The sequence below is a fragment of the Kribbella pratensis genome, from assembly GCF_004366075.1.
GTDB classification, from domain to species: Bacteria; Actinomycetota; Actinomycetes; order Propionibacteriales; family Kribbellaceae; genus Kribbella; species Kribbella pratensis.
The window spans coordinates 766931-783664 of record NZ_SODU01000001.1 but is presented as its reverse complement, the minus strand read 5'-3'; the positions used below and the strand labels follow the sequence as shown (position 1 = coordinate 783664).

15 protein-coding genes are annotated in these 16734 nt (G+C 68.7%); 8 read left to right on the top strand and 7 right to left on the bottom strand.

Going from position 1 to position 16734, the window contains the following annotated elements:
* Nucleotides 1-2 precede the first annotated feature (2 nt).
* Entirely contained in the window at nt 3-1910 is a 1908-nt protein-coding gene (locus EV137_RS03750; protein WP_134126562.1) for a DUF2264 domain-containing protein, read from the bottom strand.
* Nucleotides 1907-2923: a hydroxyacid dehydrogenase gene (locus EV137_RS03745; RefSeq protein WP_238175072.1), complete on the bottom strand. Its 1017-nt coding sequence runs from the start codon at nt 2921-2923 to the stop codon at nt 1907-1909. Before EV137_RS03745 ends, EV137_RS03750 begins: the two co-directional genes overlap by 4 nt.
* 173 nt (nt 2924-3096) lie before the next feature.
* Here EV137_RS03745 and EV137_RS03740 point away from each other — a divergent pair, with 173 nt between their 5' ends.
* Nucleotides 3097-4011 (top strand): proteasome assembly chaperone family protein, encoded by a 915-nt coding sequence (locus EV137_RS03740; RefSeq protein ID WP_133788382.1) that lies wholly within the window; start codon nt 3097-3099, stop codon nt 4009-4011.
* A 253-nt stretch (nt 4012-4264) separates the two neighbouring features.
* A complete protein-coding gene (locus EV137_RS03735; RefSeq protein ID WP_134126560.1) occupies nt 4265-5104 on the top strand; it encodes an acyl-CoA thioesterase in 840 nt (279 codons plus the stop codon).
* A 7-nt stretch (nt 5105-5111) separates the two neighbouring features.
* Here the strand turns inward: EV137_RS03735 and EV137_RS03730 are convergent, their stop codons facing one another.
* A complete protein-coding gene (locus EV137_RS03730; RefSeq protein ID WP_134126558.1) occupies nt 5112-6470 on the bottom strand; it encodes an aminotransferase class I/II-fold pyridoxal phosphate-dependent enzyme in 1359 nt (452 codons plus the stop codon).
* 153 nt (nt 6471-6623) lie between these two features.
* Between EV137_RS03730 and EV137_RS03725 the strand changes: the two genes are divergently transcribed.
* The 6 genes from EV137_RS03725 to thrS all read left to right on the top strand — a co-directional run bounded on the left by EV137_RS03725 (nt 6624) and on the right by thrS (nt 12439).
* Complete coding sequence (locus EV137_RS03725; RefSeq protein ID WP_134126556.1) at nt 6624-7577, top strand: substrate-binding domain-containing protein; 954 nt, start codon at nt 6624-6626, stop codon at nt 7575-7577.
* Nucleotides 7574-8398, top strand: coding sequence for a deaminated glutathione amidase (locus EV137_RS03720; RefSeq protein WP_202870806.1), 825 nt, complete (start codon nt 7574-7576; stop codon nt 8396-8398). Before EV137_RS03725 ends, EV137_RS03720 begins: the two co-directional genes overlap by 4 nt.
* A gap of 16 nt (nt 8399-8414) precedes the next feature.
* On the top strand, nt 8415-9350 hold the full coding sequence (locus EV137_RS03715) for an ABC transporter substrate-binding protein (RefSeq protein ID WP_134126554.1): 936 nt from the start codon (nt 8415-8417) through the stop codon (nt 9348-9350).
* Between the two features lie 2 nt (nt 9351-9352).
* Complete coding sequence (locus EV137_RS03710) at nt 9353-10276, top strand: amino acid ABC transporter permease (protein WP_134126552.1); 924 nt, start codon at nt 9353-9355, stop codon at nt 10274-10276.
* Complete coding sequence (locus EV137_RS03705) at nt 10273-11037, top strand: amino acid ABC transporter ATP-binding protein (protein WP_134126550.1); 765 nt, start codon at nt 10273-10275, stop codon at nt 11035-11037. Before EV137_RS03710 ends, EV137_RS03705 begins: the two co-directional genes overlap by 4 nt.
* Nucleotides 11038-11191: 154 nt before the next feature.
* On the top strand, nt 11192-12439 hold the full coding sequence (thrS, locus tag EV137_RS03700) for a threonine--tRNA ligase (RefSeq protein ID WP_134126548.1): 1248 nt from the start codon (nt 11192-11194) through the stop codon (nt 12437-12439).
* Between the two features lie 44 nt (nt 12440-12483).
* On the opposite strand, the gene EV137_RS03695 is transcribed toward thrS, so the two are convergent.
* From EV137_RS03695 to EV137_RS03680, 4 genes are read right to left on the bottom strand one after another with little or no spacing between them, the layout of a single operon-like run.
* Nucleotides 12484-13341: a MaoC/PaaZ C-terminal domain-containing protein gene (locus tag EV137_RS03695; RefSeq protein ID WP_134126546.1), complete on the bottom strand. Its 858-nt coding sequence runs from the start codon at nt 13339-13341 to the stop codon at nt 12484-12486.
* Nucleotide 13342: 1 nt separating this feature from the next.
* Nucleotides 13343-14689 carry a 3-oxoacyl-ACP reductase gene (locus tag EV137_RS03690; RefSeq protein ID WP_134126544.1) on the bottom strand — a complete coding sequence of 449 codons (1347 nt, stop codon included), beginning with the start codon at nt 14687-14689 and terminating at the stop codon, nt 13343-13345.
* An 8-nt stretch (nt 14690-14697) separates the two neighbouring features.
* Nucleotides 14698-15975 carry an acetyl-CoA C-acetyltransferase gene (locus EV137_RS03685; protein WP_133788391.1) on the bottom strand — a complete coding sequence of 426 codons (1278 nt, stop codon included), beginning with the start codon at nt 15973-15975 and terminating at the stop codon, nt 14698-14700.
* Nucleotides 15972-16706 carry a TetR/AcrR family transcriptional regulator gene (locus EV137_RS03680; protein WP_134126543.1) on the bottom strand — a complete coding sequence of 245 codons (735 nt, stop codon included), beginning with the start codon at nt 16704-16706 and terminating at the stop codon, nt 15972-15974. The genes EV137_RS03685 and EV137_RS03680 overlap by 4 nt, the downstream gene beginning before the upstream one ends.
* Between the last annotated feature and the right edge of the window lie 28 nt (nt 16707-16734).

The following is a 16734-nucleotide window of genomic DNA, read 5'->3' as shown; positions in this document are numbered from 1 at the left end:
ACCTAACCGGCGCGTTTCCGTCCCAGTTCGACCACCTCGGTACCGCCTCCGGGCAGGCTGATCCGCACCGTCGTACCGTCGACGGCGACATCGATGCCCTCGGCAAGCGCCTCCGGCCGGAGCGCGTCGCGGGTCAGCAGTACGGCGTTCACGAGCACCAACGGCTCCCCGTGATGCGGTGCCGTCAGGTACGGCGTCGCCGAGTGCGCGCCGTACGGGTTCACTCCGAGCCCACGATGCACGCCCGCTTCGTCGTACCCGTGCAGGCCGACCACCGCCGACACCAACCTGTCTGCATTCCGTGTGGAGGCGGCCTTTTCACTGACCGTTGCCTCCGGCAAAGAATCGCCCGCGACCGCGAATCCGCCGCTTCGCACCAGCGCTCCGGAAGGACCTTCGACCAGGGCGCACCGGATCTCCCAGCCGCTGTGCACCACCGACGTGATCTCGATCGCCCACGGTCCTTCGTCGCCGAGCCAGGCGTTGTGCCACGAGGACGCCGTACTGCCGTCCACGCTGAGCCGCCGGATCCGCCCGCGCCCGCTGGCCAGACCCTCGGGGGAGACCAGCGAGATCAGGTTGTCGACGTGCGGCTCGTGATCCGACAGGTCCGGGCCCGCGTGGTTCGCGTACGCCAGCCGGTTGTAGTGGGCATCGCCCGCCGGCTCGACGCCCTGCGGCTCGGCCACCGGCGCGTGGTCCGCCCCATGGTTCACCAGCTGCACCACCTGGTCGTGGCGGCTCGCGTGCACGATCCACCCCGGCTCAGGCATCGCTCGGAGTTGGTCCGCGTCGTCCAGCGGAATCGAGTCCTCCGGGTCTGCCCAGACCGGGTGCTCCGGAGGCAGGATCAGCCCGACGAAACCCTTCGAGGCCCAGTACGGCGAACCGGGACCGGAGTACTGCTGCGTCGTCGGCAGGAACGTGTCGTACCACCCGAGCGTCAGGACCCCACGCTCGTCCGGCACCCCGTGCTGCACGAAATGCCGCGCGATCCCTGAGCACAGCCGCCGCGTCTCACCCGGCGTCAACGGTGTCGAGTCGAGGATCGCGCCCATCCAGTACGGCGCCGCGGCCGCCATCCGGTAGGTCAGCGACCGCCCCTGGTAGATCGGTGCACCGTCGTTCCCGACGAGGTGTACGGCGTCCTCGAGGAAGAGCTTGATCCGCTCCTTGTAGAGCTTGAGCCGGTCCTCGTACTGCGCTCCCGGCGTCACGGCGGCCATCCGCGCCCACAGGCCCGGGTACAGGTGCATCGCCCAGCCGATGTAGTTGTCGAAGTTCTGCCCGTCGCCGTCGGAGTACCAGCCGTTGCCGACGTACCAGTCCTCGATCCGGTCGAGGCCGCCGTCGATGTCGTCCTGCGAGTACGGCGCTCCGACCGAGGCGAGGAACTGCTCGCTGACGACCTGGAACAGCCGCCAGTTGTTGTCGTGGGTCGTCGACCCGTTGAAGCCGCCGAGCCACTCCGCGACGTGCTCCTGCGCCCGCGTGTCGAGGCGGTCCCAGATCCATTCGCGGGTCTCGTGCAGCGACACCGCGATCGCCGCGGCCTCGACCATCTGCTGCGATCTCGGGGTGAGCCGCAGCCACGCCTCGCGGTGGTCCGGGTTGGCGCCGTTCGCGACGCCCCGCGCGTACCGCTCGATCAGTTCCTCGCAGCCCTTGCCCTGAACGCCGGCGATCCGGAACGCAGCGAGCATGAACGACCGTGCGAACCCCTCCAGCGCATCGGACGCCGTACCCGACCGGCTCGGCCGGCCCGGGAGCTCGACCAGGGATGCGCCGGGGGAGAAGTACGGAACGAGCGAGTCGAGCAGATGGTCCGCAAGCGCCTCCCAGTGCGCCCGCACCCATCCGGTCTGACGCGACAGCTCACGGTCGGTGTCCGGCAGGATCAAACGGGTCATGCGAGTCTCCCGATTTCGGAGGGGCTGATGGCGTGTTCGAGGGCCCGGCCGGCGGCGAGGCGTTCGAGTTCGCTGACCGCGAGCTCGCCGAGGCGGGCGATCTCGTTGCCGACCGCACCGGCGACGTGCGGCGTGACGAAGACGTTCGGCAGGTCGAGCAGCGGCGAGTCCGGCGGCAGCGGCTCGGGGTCGGTGACGTCGAGGATCGCGTCGATCCGGCCGGTCACGCATTCGCGGATCAGCGCCTCGGAATCGATGATCTTGCCGCGGGCCGTGTTGATCAGCGACGAGCCGTCCTTCAGCAACCCGAGCAGCCGCGCGTCCACCAGGCCGACCGTCTCCGGGAGCAGCGGCGCGTGCACGCTGAGGATGTCACTGCGGCGGAAGAGCGTGTCGTTGTCGACCAGCTCCGCGTCGAGCGCCGCGGCCTCGTCCGTGGTCAGGTACGGGTCGCTGATCAGCACTTCGAGGTCGAACCCGCGCAGCCGCTCCGCGACCATCTTCGCGATCCGCGACGCCCCCAACAGGCCGACCGTCGTACCGTAGCTGCCCGGCATCCCGTGGGGATCGGCCTTGTGCCGCTCCAGCCGGTACTGCGCCGCGAGCCGGAAGGCCCGCTTCCCGGCCAGCACGATCGCCGCGACCGTGAACTCGGCGACCGGCTGCGCGTTCGCCGTGGCCGCCGACGAGACCTGGATCCCGCGGTCGAACGCCGCCGGATCGACGATCGCCTTGACCGAGCCGGCCGCGTGCAGGATCGCCTGCAGCTTCGGCGCCGCCTCCAGAACGTCCGGCCCGATCCGCGGGCAGCCCCACCCGGTGAGCAGTACGTCGACGTCCGGGAGAGCCGCCCGTACGGCGGGATCCGCGAGAAAACTGGACCCGGGTCCGACCGGCAGCACAGTGGCGACCGCCTCGAGGCGCTGCCGGACCCGCGGTACGAGGACGCGGTCCCGGCTGGCGTCGTTCATCGCCAGCATGACGGTCAGGGCGGAGTTCGGCTCAGGGCTCACGACGATAACCTAGCAAGCGCTTTCCGCCGCTGTCTCGCCGACCGCCGAGTCTTGGAACATCCTGAATCTTTCCGGCAACTTCCCCAGGCTCGGAATTACTCCGCGACATCGCGGCGTTGGGAAAGGTAGAACTGCCTGTCAGTCTGTTGGAAGAAGTTGCGAAGGAGACGACGATGCTGCGACCGGACGACCTCTACGAGATCGTCGACGAGTCGGTGGCGACCGGCCCGGCGGCGACGCCGAAGGTCCTGGTGCACTCGCTGGACGGGTTCATGGACGCCGGCCAGGCCGGCCGCGTGACCGCGGACCACCTGCTCGAGGTGCTGGACCACCGGCTGCTCGCGCGATTCGACGTCGACCTGCTGCACGACTACCGGGCCCGGCGGCCCGAGGTGACGTTCGCCGAGGACCGGTTCACCGACTACACCCCGCCGCACCTCAGCCTGCACCTGGTGACCGACGACGCGGGCGTCGACTTCCTGCTGCTCGAGGGCGCGGAGCCGGACAACCACTGGGACCGGTTCGCCGGGGCGATCCGGCAGCTCAACGAGCTCTACAACGTGACGCTCACGGTCGGTGTGCACGGCATTCCGATGGGTGTTCCGCACACGCGGCCGCTCGGGCTGACGGCGCACGCGACGCGGCCCGAGCTGGTCACCCGCTCGAACATCTGGGACGGCGAGATGCTGCTGCCCGCGAGCGCCGGGACGATGCTCCAGGTCCGCCTCGGCGAGGCGGGCAAGGACGCGATGGGCTTCGCCGTCCACGTGCCGCACTACCTGGCCGAGAACCGCTTCCCGGGCGCCGCACTGGCCCTCGTCCACGCGATCTCGGCCGCGACCGGCCTGCTCCTCCCTAGCAAGGCCCTGCTCGACGAAGCCGCCGTCACCGGCCGGCTGGTCGACGAGCAGGTCGAGGCTTCCGAGGACGCCAGCGCAGTCGTCAAGGCCCTCGAAACCCAGTACGACGCCGCCGAAGGCTCCCTCACCCGCAAGAGCCTCCTCGCCGACTCCACTCCGTCGGCCGACGAACTAGGCGCGGAAGTAGAACAGTTCCTCGCCGAACTCAACCGCGAAGACAACGACTAACTGTCCGCACCCCCGCCCCCCGCACCGTCACGCCAACGCCCCGCAGTCGCCCCGCAGCACCCTGATTTGCCTGGCAGACCCATCAATTTGCCTGGTGGACCCATCAAGTGAGGGGTTTGTGACCCTTAGCCAGGGTCAGGAACCCCCCATTTGATGGGTCTGCCAGGCAAATGGGGACGGGGCGTTGGGCGCACGTGACGGTTTGCACAGTGGGTACGGCGTTGCGCGGCGGGCGGGGCTGTCAGGATGAGGCATGCCTGAGTCGCTGGAGGATCTGGTCGAGCTGCTCGACCTGGAGATGATCGACGTCGACCTGTTCCGCGGTCGTCAGCCGCAGACCTCGATGCAACGGGTGTTCGGCGGTCAGGTGCTAGGACAAGCGCTGGCCGCCGCGAGCCGAACGGTCGACCCGGAGCGTGTGGTGCACTCGTTGCACGGCTACTTCCTGCGCGCCGGCGACACGTCCGTACCGATCGTGTACCGCCCGGAGCCGACCCGCGACGGCGGATCGTTCAGCAGCCGTCGAGTCGTGGCGTCGCAGAACGGCAAGCCGATTTTCTACATGTCCGCGTCCTTCCAGCGACCCGAAGCCGGTCTGGATCACCAGGATCCGATGCCGGACGACGCCGTACCGCCGGAGGAGGCACCGCGACTGGCGACCGTCCTCGAGGCGCGGTCCGGCCGGCCGGCGGCCGACTGGGACAAGGAGTGGGCGGCCCTCGACGTACGACTGGCCGGAGTCACCGGCCGGCAGTTCTGGATCAGGGCCGCCGGCAAGCTGCCCGACGATCCAGCGCTGCACGCGTGTGTGCTGGCCTACGCCAGCGACCTGACGCTGCTCGGCGCCAGCCTGCTCCCGCACGGCATCGTCATCGGTGACCGCCGCATCCAGCCGGCCTCGCTCGATCACGCCCTCTGGTTCCACCGGCCGTTCCGCGCCGACGAGTGGCTGCTGTACGACCAGTCGTCGCCGTCCGCCTCCGGAGCCCGCGGTTTCGCGACCGGCCGCCTCTACAACGAGGCAGGCAGCCTCGTCGCATCCGTCGCCCAAGAAGGCCTCATCCGCCCCGTCGGCCTGGACCTCGAGAGCTAGTCGCGGGTTACCGGGCCTGTACGGCGCGGGCGACGGCGTCGGCTACCCGATCGGCCTCGGGGATGGGCAGGCCGGTGGCGATGCGGATGGCGGGTGGGCCGGGTTTTGTCCAACTGGCGCTCGCACCGGCGACGGCGATGCCGTGTGATGCGAGAACGAGGAGTGCCTCGTGTTCGCTGCGGACCGGCACCCAGATCGCCAGGCCGTCGACGCCGGTCGCCTGGACACCGCGTGCGGCCAGCAGTTCCGTGAGATGGTCACGGCGTTCCCGGTACGCCGTACGCGCTGTGGCGATCGCGGTCTTCGACGGCTCGTCGTCGAGCAGCCAGGCGAGCGCGTTCTGCAGCATGCGGCTCGTCCAGCCTGATCCGAACTGCCGGTAGACGCGGACCCGCTCGATCGGCTCGGCGGCGCCGGCCATCACGGCGAGACGGAGATCGGGGGAGTGCGACTTGGAGTAGCTCCGCACCAGCACGCTCTGATCCGGCAGCACTTCGCCCACTCCGTGGTACTCGAACGAGCTCAGCTCGCCGAGCCCGTCGTCCTCGATCACGAGGGTGTCGGTGCCGGCGAGCAACGCCGCCAGCTCGTCGCGGCGCGACGGCGTCACCGAGGCGCCGAAATGTGAGCTGCTCCGCGGCTCGTAGATGAACGCGACCGGATCGTGCTGGAGCGCCGCTCGCAGCGATGCCGCGACCGGCCCCTCCGCATCGGTCGCGACCGGCACCGGCCGCGCGCCGACGTTGTCGAGGATGTCCAGCAGTCGAGGAGTGGCGGGCTCTTCGATCGCCACGTGTTCGCCGGGGACAACCGTCGTACGCATGAGCAGGAGGAGACCCTCGTAGCCGCCGTTCACGCACATCCAGTTCTCGGTCTCGAAGGGCCACGTCCGGGAAGCGGCAGCGTGGAGCGGCCCGCTGATCGAGACCACCTCGTAGGAGTGCAGGTCGGGGTCGCGAAGGGCATGGACGAACGCGCCGGCCATGTCCGGCAGCAGGGCCGGATCCGGGATCGCGCGGGTGAGGTTGAGGGTCTGGTCCGGCCAGAGACGGGAGATGTTCTCGTAGCGGGTCGGCCGGGGGACCGCGAGTCCGCCGAGCACCCAGGTGCCCTGCCGTCCGCCTCCGGCGACGACGCGTTGCTTGCGCAGGGTCGCCCAGGCCGCGGACACGGTCGCCGGGCTGACGTCCAGCCGGGGAGCGAGCGCGCGTACGGTCGGAAGACGGGTCTGCGGCTCGAGCTCACCGTGCCGGACCAGCCGGGAGATCGCCGCCGCGATCCCCGCCGCGCTGGGCTCGGTGATCTGCTCGGCGAGCCAGGCCGACGACACCGCCGGACCGTCCTGCGGTGGAACGTCTTCGGCCATGCCTTCCCCCAGTTTTTGATCAGTAACATTTCAATGCATTGTTCGGGCGATCGCGCTGAACATAGGCTACCGAACAATCGAGCTCGCGACAGCGACGTCGCGCATCCGACCCGGACCCCACGAGAGCGTCCCGGCATCGAAGGAACGAACCGCGTGAAGCTTCACCTCGGCGTACGCCACTGGGACCATGTGATCCCGTTGGCCCTCGGCGACGTCCCCGGCCCGACCGTCACCCGGCTGGAGGCGACGCCGGATCTGTGGGGCTCACCCGAGTACGACGGTGGCGAGACCTCGTTCAGCCGCTACGTCCGCGCCCGTGCGGTCGGGGACGACCGGGTGGTCGCGCTGCCGATCTTCCTGATGCGCGGCTTCCGGCATCGCTGCATCATCGTGCGGCGGGACGCGACGGCCGAGACGGCGGCGGACCTGAAGGGCGGCCGGATCGGCCTGACCGGCTGGCCGGACAGCGGCAACACCTGGACCCGTGCGATCCTCGCCGAGGCCGGCGTCGGCATCCATGACGCCGAGTGGCAGGTCGGCCCGCTGACCGCGGCCCACCCGGTCGTGGACCGCATCGGGGGAGTTGCTGTCGGCAACAACATCCGTCACACCGCCGACGGCGCCCGGCTCGTGGATCTCCTGCTGGACAAGGAGCTCGACGCCGTGATGACGCCGTTCATGCCACCCGGATTCCATGCCGAGGATTCGCCGTACCGCACGCTGTTCCGTGACACTCGCGCCGAGGAGCGGGAGTACTACGGTCGCCACGGCTACATCCCCGGCATCCACTTGCTTGCCCTGCGCAAGGAAGTGCTGGAGGAGCGGCCGGAGATCGCTCAGCAGCTCATCGACCTGTTCGAGCAGGCGAAGCAGCTCAGCTTCCAGCGCCGGAACAAGCTGATGGACATCACCCCCTGGCACAACGAGGAAATCGGCGTCACCACCAGGACCTTCGGACCGGACTGGATGCCGTACGGCGTCTCCGCCGACCGCCGCATGGTCGCCGCCTTCCAGGACCACCTCGTGGACCAGGAGTTGCTCGCGCAGCCGGTGCCCGCTGAAGACCTGTTTCCTTACCAGATCGACCCGTTGGAGAAGATCGCATGAGTACGCTGAACGTCTCGGCCGCGCAGTTCGTCGCGAGCATCGACTGGCAGGAGAACCTGGACACGGCGACTCAGCTCATCAAGCAGGCGGACGCCGACGGCGTCGACCTGCTCGTGCTCCCCGAAGGCGTCCTCGCGCGCTTCATCGAGGAGCGTGAGCGGATCCGCGAGCACGCCCAGCCGCTCGACGGCCCGTTCGTCACCGGCCTGCTCAAGGCGACCGAGGGCCTCCCACTCACCGTCGTCGTCGGTATCCACGAGAAGTCCGCCAACGACAAGCCCTACAACACGCTCGTCGTCCTGAAGAACGGCGCCATCACCGGGCTCTACCGCAAACTCCACCTGTACGACGCGTTCAGCCAACTGGAGTCCGACAACGTGACCCCGGCCGACGTCGTCCCCGAACTGATCGACGTCAACGGTTTCAAGGTCGGCCTGATGACCTGCTACGACGTCCGGTTCCCCGAACTGTCCCGCCTCCTCGCCCTCGACGGCGCCGACGTACTCGTGCTGCCGGCCGCCTGGGTGAGAGGCCCGCTCAAGGAACACCACTGGCAGACCCTCGTCACCGCCCGCGCGCTCGAGAACACCGTGTACGTCGTCGCGAGTGGCGAATGCGGTCAGCGCAACATCGGCCAGAGCCTCATCGTCGACCCGCTCGGTGTCCCGCTCGCCCAAGCCGCAGAGGAGCCGGCCACCATCACGGCCGTCGTCTCCCGGCAGCGTCTGACCGACGCTCGCCGCCGCCTGCCGGTCCTGATCAACCGGCGCTTCTCCGTCAGCCCCACCCCTCGACCGGTCGAAGCCGTCCCCACCAGCTGAAGCCGTAGGAGTAGTCGTGTCCATCCCCCGCAGCACCACTCTCGCCGTACTGGCCGCAAGTCTGCTCGGCGTGACCGCCTGCACCGCAGACCCGGTCGACACCAGCACCAACGCCAACGCGAAGGCACCTGCCGCCGCGATCCCGCAGCAGCAGGTCGACAAGGCCCTGCACGACCAGCTGCCGGAGAAGATCAAGACCGCCGGCAGGATCGTTGCCGTCAACAACGGCTCGTTCCCGCCGTACGTGATCGTCGGCACCGACAAAGACACGTCCATCGAGGGCGCGACCGCCGATCTGTCCCAGGCGATCAGCCAGCTGCTCGGCATCCGGATCGAGCACACCACCGTGGACGGACTGGCCAGCGTCCTGTCAGGGATGCAGGCGAAGCGGTACGACCTGGATCTCGGCCCGACCGGCGACTTCGTCGAACGGCAGAAGCAGGCGACCTTCATCGACTACGTCCAGGAGTACGTCGTCTTCGCCGTGCACAAGGGGAATCCGAAGGGCATCGATGGCCTGGACACCGCGTGCGGCAAGCGGATCGCCGTACAGGCAGCGGGATCCGCGGAGAAGGTCATCAAGGCGCAGTCGGCCAAGTGCGTGGCGTCCGGGAAGCCGGCGGTCGAGGTGCAGTCGTACAAGGACCAGCCGTCGTCGATCCTCGCGGTGCAGTCCAACCGGGCCGACGCGTTCTTCTCCTCGCAGGCGCCGCTGACCTACTTCGTCGCGCAGTCCGGTGGCAAGCTGGAACTGGCCGGCGTTGGCAAGAGCAACGGTTTCGACGACCTGTTCCAGGGTGCGCTCGTGCCGATCGGGTCGCCGCTGGCCGACGTACTGCTCGCCGCACTCGAGAAACTGCATGCCAACGGCACCTATGACGCGATCATGGCGAAATGGGGGCTGGAGAAGAACAAGCTGGCCAAACCCGGCCTCAACCTCGGGAAGAGCTGACCATGGCAACCACGGTGCAGGACGCTCCGGCCGCCGGCCTGGAGCTCGACGTCCGGAACGCGGCGCATCGCAAACACCCCTGGCGCTGGCTGTCGGCGCTCGTCGTACTGGTGTTCGCCGCACAGCTGGTCAAGATGCTGATCACCAACGACAACTTCGGCTGGGACGTGGTCTGGAGCTGGTTGCGGGCCGAGTCGATCGTCCGGGGCCTGGGCATCACGCTCATGCTGACGGTCGTCGCCATGGTGATCGGCGTCGTGCTCGGCGTACTCCTCGCGGTCTGCCGGATCTCGGCCAACCCGCTGTTGCGCGGCGCCGCCGGACTGTACATCTGGTTCTTCCGCGGTACGCCGACGCTTGTGCAGCTGATCTTCTTCTACAACCTGTCCGCGCTGCTGCCCAAGCTGAACCTCGGCATCCCGTTCGGTCCGGTCTTCGCCAGCGTCGACACGAACACCCTGATCACCCCGTTGCTGGCAGCGATCCTGGGTCTCGGGCTGAACGAGGGCGCCTACATGGCCGAGATCGTCCGCGGCGGTCTGCTCTCCGTCGACCCCGGTCAGCGGGAGGCGGGTCAGGCGCTCGGGATGAAGAACTCCCGGATCATGAAGCGGATCATCCTGCCGCAGGCGATGCGCTTCATCGTGCCGCCGACCGGCAACCAGGTGATCAGCATGGTGAAGGCCACCGCGCTGGTCAGCGTGATCGCACTCTCCGACCTGCTCTACACGGCGCAGTCGATCTACAACCGGACCTTCGAGACGATCCCGATGCTCATCGTGGTCTGCCTCTGGTACCTCGCGGTCACCTCGGTCCTGTACGTCGTCCAGTCGTTCATCGAACGCCACTACAACCGCGGCGCGCGGCATCAGGCTCCCAGCTTCTGGGACTTCCTGCGTATCCGTCCGAAGGGGAGTGCGGCATGAGTACGGCGGTCCTGCAGGCGCGCGGCGTCCGCAAGAGCTTCGGGCACACCGAAGTACTGTCCGGGATCGATCTCGACGTGACGCCGGGCGAGACCGTGGTCGTCCTCGGCCCGTCCGGATCCGGCAAGTCGACCTTCCTGCGGTGCATCAACCTGCTCGAGTCCCTCGACGCCGGCCGCATCACGGTGGACGGCCGTGATGTGGGGTACGACGTACGCAACGGCCGGCTGCACGAGCTGTCGCCGAACGAGATCGCCCGGCGGCGCAAGGACATCGGCATGGTGTTCCAGCAGTTCAACCTGTTCCCGCACATGACCGCACTGGAGAACATCATCGAGGCGCCGATCGCGGTCCTCGGGGAGGGGCGACGGGAGGCGACCGCGCGGGCCGTCGACCTGCTCGCCGAGGTGGGACTGGCGGGCCGGGAGAAGGCGTACCCGCGCCAGCTGTCCGGCGGTCAGCAGCAACGTGTGGCGATCGCCCGCGCGCTGGCGATGCGGCCGAAGCTGATGCTGTTCGACGAGCCGACGTCGGCGCTCGATCCCGAGCTGGTCGGCGAGGTGCTCGCCACGATGAAGCGTCTCGCCAGCGCCGGTCTCACGATGGTCGTCGTCACCCACGAGATCAGCTTCGCCCGCGAGGCCGCCGATCGGGTCGTCTTCATGGACGCCGGCCAGGTCGTCGAGCAGGGCACGCCGGAGCAGGTGATCGACAATCCGCAGCACGAACGAACTCGTGCTTTCCTTTCCCGTTTCCTCTGATACCGTGAAGACATGTTGCAGCGCGCAGTAGTCACGACGACGCCGGACCTCGTCCTGGCGCGCTGACACCTGACTGTCTGACCAAGCCCCGGGGCGAGTGCCCCGGGGCTTTGTCGTGCTCCGTGGGTGGCTCGCCTCAACCCATGGAGGAATCATGTACGACCACCGCAAACTCGGCCGCGAACTCGGCCTGTTCGACTCCGACCCGCTGATCGGCGCGGGCCTGCCCTACTGGCTGCCCGCCGGTGCCGCCGTACGGCACGCGTTGGAGAGCTACGTCGCCGAGGTGGAACGAAGAGCCGGCTACCAGCAGGTCTACTCACCGGTCCTCGGCAAGCGTGAGCTGTACGAGATCTCGGGCCACTGGGCCAAGTACCACGAGGACATGTACCCGCCGATGGATATGGGCGGTGAGCAACTGGTCCTGCGACCCAGCATCTGCCCGCACCACGCGCTGATGTTCCGATCCCGCTCACACAGCTACCGCGAACTCCCACTCCGCTACTCCGAGCTCGGCGGGCAGTACCGCGCCGAACTCTCCGGAGCGATCGGCGGCCTGAGCCGGGTCCGCGCGATGCAACTCAACGACGCCCACATCTTCTGCCGCCTCGACCAGGTCGCGGAAGAGGCCTCCGGTGCCTTGAGACTGATCAAGCAGGCGTACGCCGACATGGGCATCAGCTTATCGCGCTACGTCCTCGCGCTGCCATCGGACGACGCGGAGTTCAACAGCCCGGCCAGCAAGTACGTCGGCGACGCGGCGAGCTGGGCGCAGGCCGTCGAGCTGCTCCGAGAGGTGCTCGAGAACGCGGGCGTCGAGTACGAGGACGCGCCGGGCGACGCGGCGTTCTACGGGCCGAAGATCGACATCCAGCTGGAGGATTCGGCGGGCCGCGAGTTCAGCCTGTCGACCGTCCAGATCGACTTCCACCAGCCGGAGCGGTTCGGGCTCGAGTACATCGGTGCCGACGGCAACAAGCATCGCCCGGTGATGGTGCATCGGGCGATCGTCGGAAGCATCGAGAGAGCGGTTGCTCAGCTGATCGAGGTACACGGCGGCGCGTTCCCGGCGTGGCTGGCCCCGGTACAGGTCGTCGTACTGCCGATCTCCGACGACGAGGAGAAACTCGCCGCGGAGGTCGCCCGACGAGCGTCGGATCGCAGGCTCCGGGTCGAGATCGCGCACGCGGACGAGGGCAGTCTGGGGGCCCGGATCCGCGAGAACCGGCTGGCGCCGTACCAGGCCGTCATCGGTTCCCGCGAGGCCGAGGCCCGCCAGCTCGCGGTCCGGGAGCGGGACGGTCGGCGGTGGGATGCGGCCCCGATCGGCGAGGTGCTGGATCGGATCCGGGCAGCTGCGGATCCCCAGGCCATCGCAATTGCCGACGGCGGCGAGCTATGAGCGTGAAGCTCGGCCGAGGAGCGCGATTGTGATGGCCTGGCGGTTCAGTTCTCCTGCAGCTGGCCGATCAGGTGGGTCACGTCGTGCCCTTCGTCGTACAGCGCGAAGTCGACCGTCTTGCCGGTCTGCTGGTAGCCGAACCCGACCCGGGACGGCAGCAGCAACGGCTTGCGGAAGTCCACGCGGACCGTGAACGCGTCCGGCAACGCGCCGGCCCGCTGGAGCGACGCCAGCGCGGCAGCCTTGGCCCACATCCCGTGCGCGATCTGGCGCGGGAACCCGAACGCCTGAGCGGTCAGCTTGAACAGGTGGATCGGGTTCCGGTCGCCGGACGCGGCGGCGTACCGGCGGCCGAGGTTGCCGTGCAGGTCCCACCACGCGCTCGGGCTCAGCACCGGGTCGGTCAGCAGATCGGCGTGCGCGCCTTCCGTCCCGGACGAGCGGCTGAGCAGGGTGGTGAGATCGCTCCACACCAGCTCCTTGTCGACGAAGACCTCGCTGATCACGTCGAAGACGGTGCCCTTCGGGTGCGGCCGTTCCGCCGTACTGTGCACGCGGATCGCCGGCTCGGCGTGCAGCGGGATCGGCTGCTTCTGCGTGATCGTGTTGGACAGGTGCACGATCCCCATCGGCTTGTACGGGAACGAGGGGTCGGACATCAGGTCCAGGTGCAGCGGGAACGCCAGGACATGCGGGTACGTCGGCGGCAGCGCGGGACCCGCCGCGAAGCCGGTCACCTCGCGATACGCGGTCAAGTGGTCCTGGTCGATCGCCGACCGGGGCAGCTCGAGCGTCAGCCCGTCCGCGTCCGGCTCGTAGTCAGCCCGTCGGAGCGTGGCCCGGACGGTGCGCGCGTAGAGCGAGCCGAGCCCGGGGGAGTCGTCGTACCGTCGGGTCGGCATCTCAGGCGCCCAACATGCTCTGGCCGCAGACCCGGACCACGTTGCCGGTCACGCCGGCCGAGGCCGGATCCGCGAACCAGGCGATGGTCTCGGCCACGTCGATCGGCAGACCGCCCTGCTGCAGTGAGTTGATCCGCCGCCCGACCTCGCGGATCGCAAACGGGATCTTCGCGGTCATCTCGGTCTCGATGAACCCGGGCGCGACCGCGTTGATCCGGATCTGCCGCTCGGCCAGCGCGGGCGCCAACGCCTGTACGAGACCGATCACGCCGGCCTTCGAGGTCGCGTAGTTCGTCTGGCCGTTGTTGCCCGCGATCCCGGCCATCGACGACACCCCGATGATCGAGCCGCCGTCGCGGAGCGCCCCGGATTCGACCAGGTGCTTGGTGATCCGCTCCGGCGCGCGCAGGTTCACGTCGAGTACGGCGTCCCACGCGTCGGTGCGCATGTTGACGAGCCGCCGGTCACGGGTGATGCCCGCGTTGTGGACGACGATGTCGAGCCCACCGTGCTGCTCCTGCGCGTGCGCCGCGATCCGCTGCGCCGCGTCGACCGCGGTGACGTCGAGCAGGAGCTCGGTCCCGCCGATCTTGGAGATCACCTTGCGCAGCGGGTCCGCGTTCTGCGGTACGTCGACGCCGATGATCGTCGCGCCGTCGCGGGCCAGCGTGTCCGCGATCGAGGCTCCGATACCACGGGCCGCTCCGGTCACCAGCGCCGTACGGCCGGCGAGCGGACGGCTCGGGTCGTTGCTGACCAGCGGTCCGGTCCCGATCCGGGCGACCTGGCCGTCGACGTACGCCGACTTGGGGGAGAGGAAGAAGCGGAGCGTCGAGTCGAGTTGCTCGTGCGCGTCCGGGGCGACGTACACGAGGTTGACCGTGGCGCCGCGCTTCACCTCCTTGCCGAGGCTTCGCGTGAAGCCCTCGAGGGCACGCTGCGCGATGTGTTGCTCGGGGGAGCTCGCGAGCTCCGGCGTACGGCCGACGACGATGACGCGACCGGCCGGGGCGAGCTGGCGGACGACGGGGGAGAAGAAGCGCTGCAGGCTGGTCAGGTCCGCGGTCGAGGTGGCACCGGTCGCGTCGAAGACGATCGCCTTCGGCCGGATCGTGCTCGACGCGACGCCCTCGGTGACGGTGCTGAACGAGGCGCCGATGTCGCGCAGCAGCGCCTGGATCGCCTTACCGGCGTCGGTCTCGCCGATCGCGCCGAAGACGACCGGCCCGTCGATCACCGGCGAGCCCTCGGTCCAGCGGGGCAGCGGCGCCGGGTCGGGCAGACCCAGGTTCTTCACCAGCGTCTTGCCGAGCGGCGTCCGGGTGAAGGTCTGGTAGCGATCCGTCATCTCAGCTCCTACTTCTCGAGGATGGCGACGACACCCTGGCCGCCCGCGGCGCAGATCGAGATCAGGCCCCGCCCGCCACCGTTCTCGTCCAGTTGCTTGGCCAGCGCGGCGACGATCCGCCCGCCGGTCGCCGCGAACGGATGACCCGCGGCGAGCGAGCTGCCGTTCACGTTCAGCTTGTCCCGGTCGATCTCCCCGAGCGGCGCGTCCAGGCCGAGCCGCTCCTTGCAGAAGATCGGATCCTCCCACGCCTTCAGGGTGGACAGCACCTGGGACGCGAACGCCTCGTGGATCTCGTAGTAGTCGAAGTCCTGGAGGGTCAGCCCGGCGCGGGCCAGCATGCGCGGTACGGCGTACGCGGGGGCCATCAGCAAACCCTCGGCGCCCTTCACGTAATCGACCGCGGCGGTCTGGGAGTGGGTCAGGTACGCGAGTGGCCGCAGTCCGTGCTCCTGCGCCCACTCGTCGGTGCTTAGAAGGACGGCCGACGCGCCGTCGGTCAGCGGCGTCGAGTTGCCGGCCGTCATCGTCGCGGTCTCGCCCTTGCCGTACACGGTCCGGAGCTTGGCGAGCTTCTCGAGCGTGGTGTCGGGACGCAGGTTCTGGTCTTTCTCCAGGCCCAGGTACGGCGTGATGAGGTCGTTCTGGAAACCACGGTCGTACGACTTCGCGAGGTTGATATGGGAGTTGTACGCGAGCTCGTCCTGCGCCTCCCGGGTGATGCCCCACTCGAGCGCGGTCAGCGCGGCATGGTCGCCCATCGACTTGCCGGTGCGCGGCTCGGCGTTGCGCGGGATCTCCGGTACGACGTCCTTCGGGCGGACGCGGGCGAGGACCTTCAAGCGGTCCGGGTACGTCTTGGCGCGGTTGAGGTCGAGCAGAATGTTGCGCAGGCGGTCGTTGACCGAGATCGGGGCGTCGGACGCGGTGTCGACACCACCCGCGATGCCCGCGTCGATCTGGCCGAGGGCGATCTTGTTGCCGACCAGGATGGCCGCCTCGAGACCGGTGCCGCAGGCCTGCTGGATGTCGTACGCCGGGGTGGTCGGGGCGAGCTTGGACCCGAGGACCACCTCGCGCACCATGTTCCAGTCGCGGGCATGCTTGAGGACGGCTCCGGCGACCACCTCACCGACCTCCTGACCACCGAGGCCGGTGCGGTCGACGAGACCGTTCAGGGCGGCCGTGAGCATGTCGGAGTTGGAGGCGTGCCGGTAGGTCTTGTCCTGCCGGGCAAACGGAATCCGGTTGCCGGCGACCACGGCCACCTTGCGCGGTTCGGTCACGATATGTCTCCTGCTCTAGCGGAGCGGGTCTTCTTGGTTGTCAGGGCTTTCCGTCCCACCGCGGTGGCGAGTGTCGCGGTGATCGCGGTCGACCGGACGGTGCCGACATCGGCATGATGCACCACCGGGTGGCCCGGTTGGCTGCCCGACACGATCAGCCCGACCCTTGCCATGTGCAACGATCCGAGCGTCTGCGTGTAGAGATGGTTCGCCAGGTACGCCGTGTCGACCTCGTCGAACACGCCCGCACGCTGACCGGCTTCGAGGATCACCGCGATACGGCCCAGTGGCGCGGCCATCGCCGTACCCAGTTTGACCATTACCGGCTCGGTGATCTCGCCGAACAACTCCTCGCCGGTCCTTCTGAGCAGGCTCATCGCACAGTCGGTGAAGGCGGGGTACTCCAGGCAGAAGTCGACGAACGTCTCGCTGAGGGCCTTGAGGCGGTTGAGGGGCGCTCTTCGTGGACCGTCGTTTTGTTGCAGCCGTTCGTCGAGCTCTTGGAGGTAGTTGACCAGGGTGAGCGCGAAGAGCTCTTCCTTGCCGGCGAAGTGCCGGTAGATCAGGGCCTTGTTGATCCCGACCCGCTTGGCGATATCGTCGATCTGGGCGTCGATCGTGCCGCGCTCGTCGAAGAGCTCGCGGGTGGCGCGGATGATGTCCCGCTCGCGGTCGCGCCGACGCTCCGCCGTGGTGCGGCGGCGTCCGATCGCGAGCAGCGCGGAGCTCATGAATTGATCTTAGCCACAGTGGTACCCG

Bases quoted from the DNA above. Each gene is read 5' to 3' on its own strand.
- EV137_RS03710 (WP_134126552.1), top strand. From the start codon at position 9,353: ATGGCAACCACGGTGCAGGACGCTCCGGCCGCCGGCCTGGAGCTCGAC.
- thrS (WP_134126548.1), top strand. From the start codon at position 11,192: ATGTACGACCACCGCAAACTCGGCCGCGAACTCGGCCTGTTCGACTCC.
- EV137_RS03720 (WP_202870806.1), top strand. From the start codon at position 7,574: ATGAGTACGCTGAACGTCTCGGCCGCGCAGTTCGTCGCGAGCATCGAC.
- EV137_RS03705 (WP_134126550.1), top strand. From the start codon at position 10,273: ATGAGTACGGCGGTCCTGCAGGCGCGCGGCGTCCGCAAGAGCTTCGGG.
- EV137_RS03695 (WP_134126546.1), bottom strand. From the start codon at position 13,341: ATGCCGACCCGACGGTACGACGACTCCCCCGGGCTCGGCTCGCTCTAC.
- EV137_RS03730 (WP_134126558.1), bottom strand. From the start codon at position 6,470: ATGGCCGAAGACGTTCCACCGCAGGACGGTCCGGCGGTGTCGTCGGCC.
- EV137_RS03740 (WP_133788382.1), top strand. From the start codon at position 3,097: ATGCTGCGACCGGACGACCTCTACGAGATCGTCGACGAGTCGGTGGCG.
- EV137_RS03750 (WP_134126562.1), bottom strand. From the start codon at position 1,910: ATGACCCGTTTGATCCTGCCGGACACCGACCGTGAGCTGTCGCGTCAG.
- EV137_RS03690 (WP_134126544.1), bottom strand. From the start codon at position 14,689: ATGACGGATCGCTACCAGACCTTCACCCGGACGCCGCTCGGCAAGACG.
- EV137_RS03680 (WP_134126543.1), bottom strand. From the start codon at position 16,706: ATGAGCTCCGCGCTGCTCGCGATCGGACGCCGCCGCACCACGGCGGAG.
- EV137_RS03735 (WP_134126560.1), top strand. From the start codon at position 4,265: ATGCCTGAGTCGCTGGAGGATCTGGTCGAGCTGCTCGACCTGGAGATG.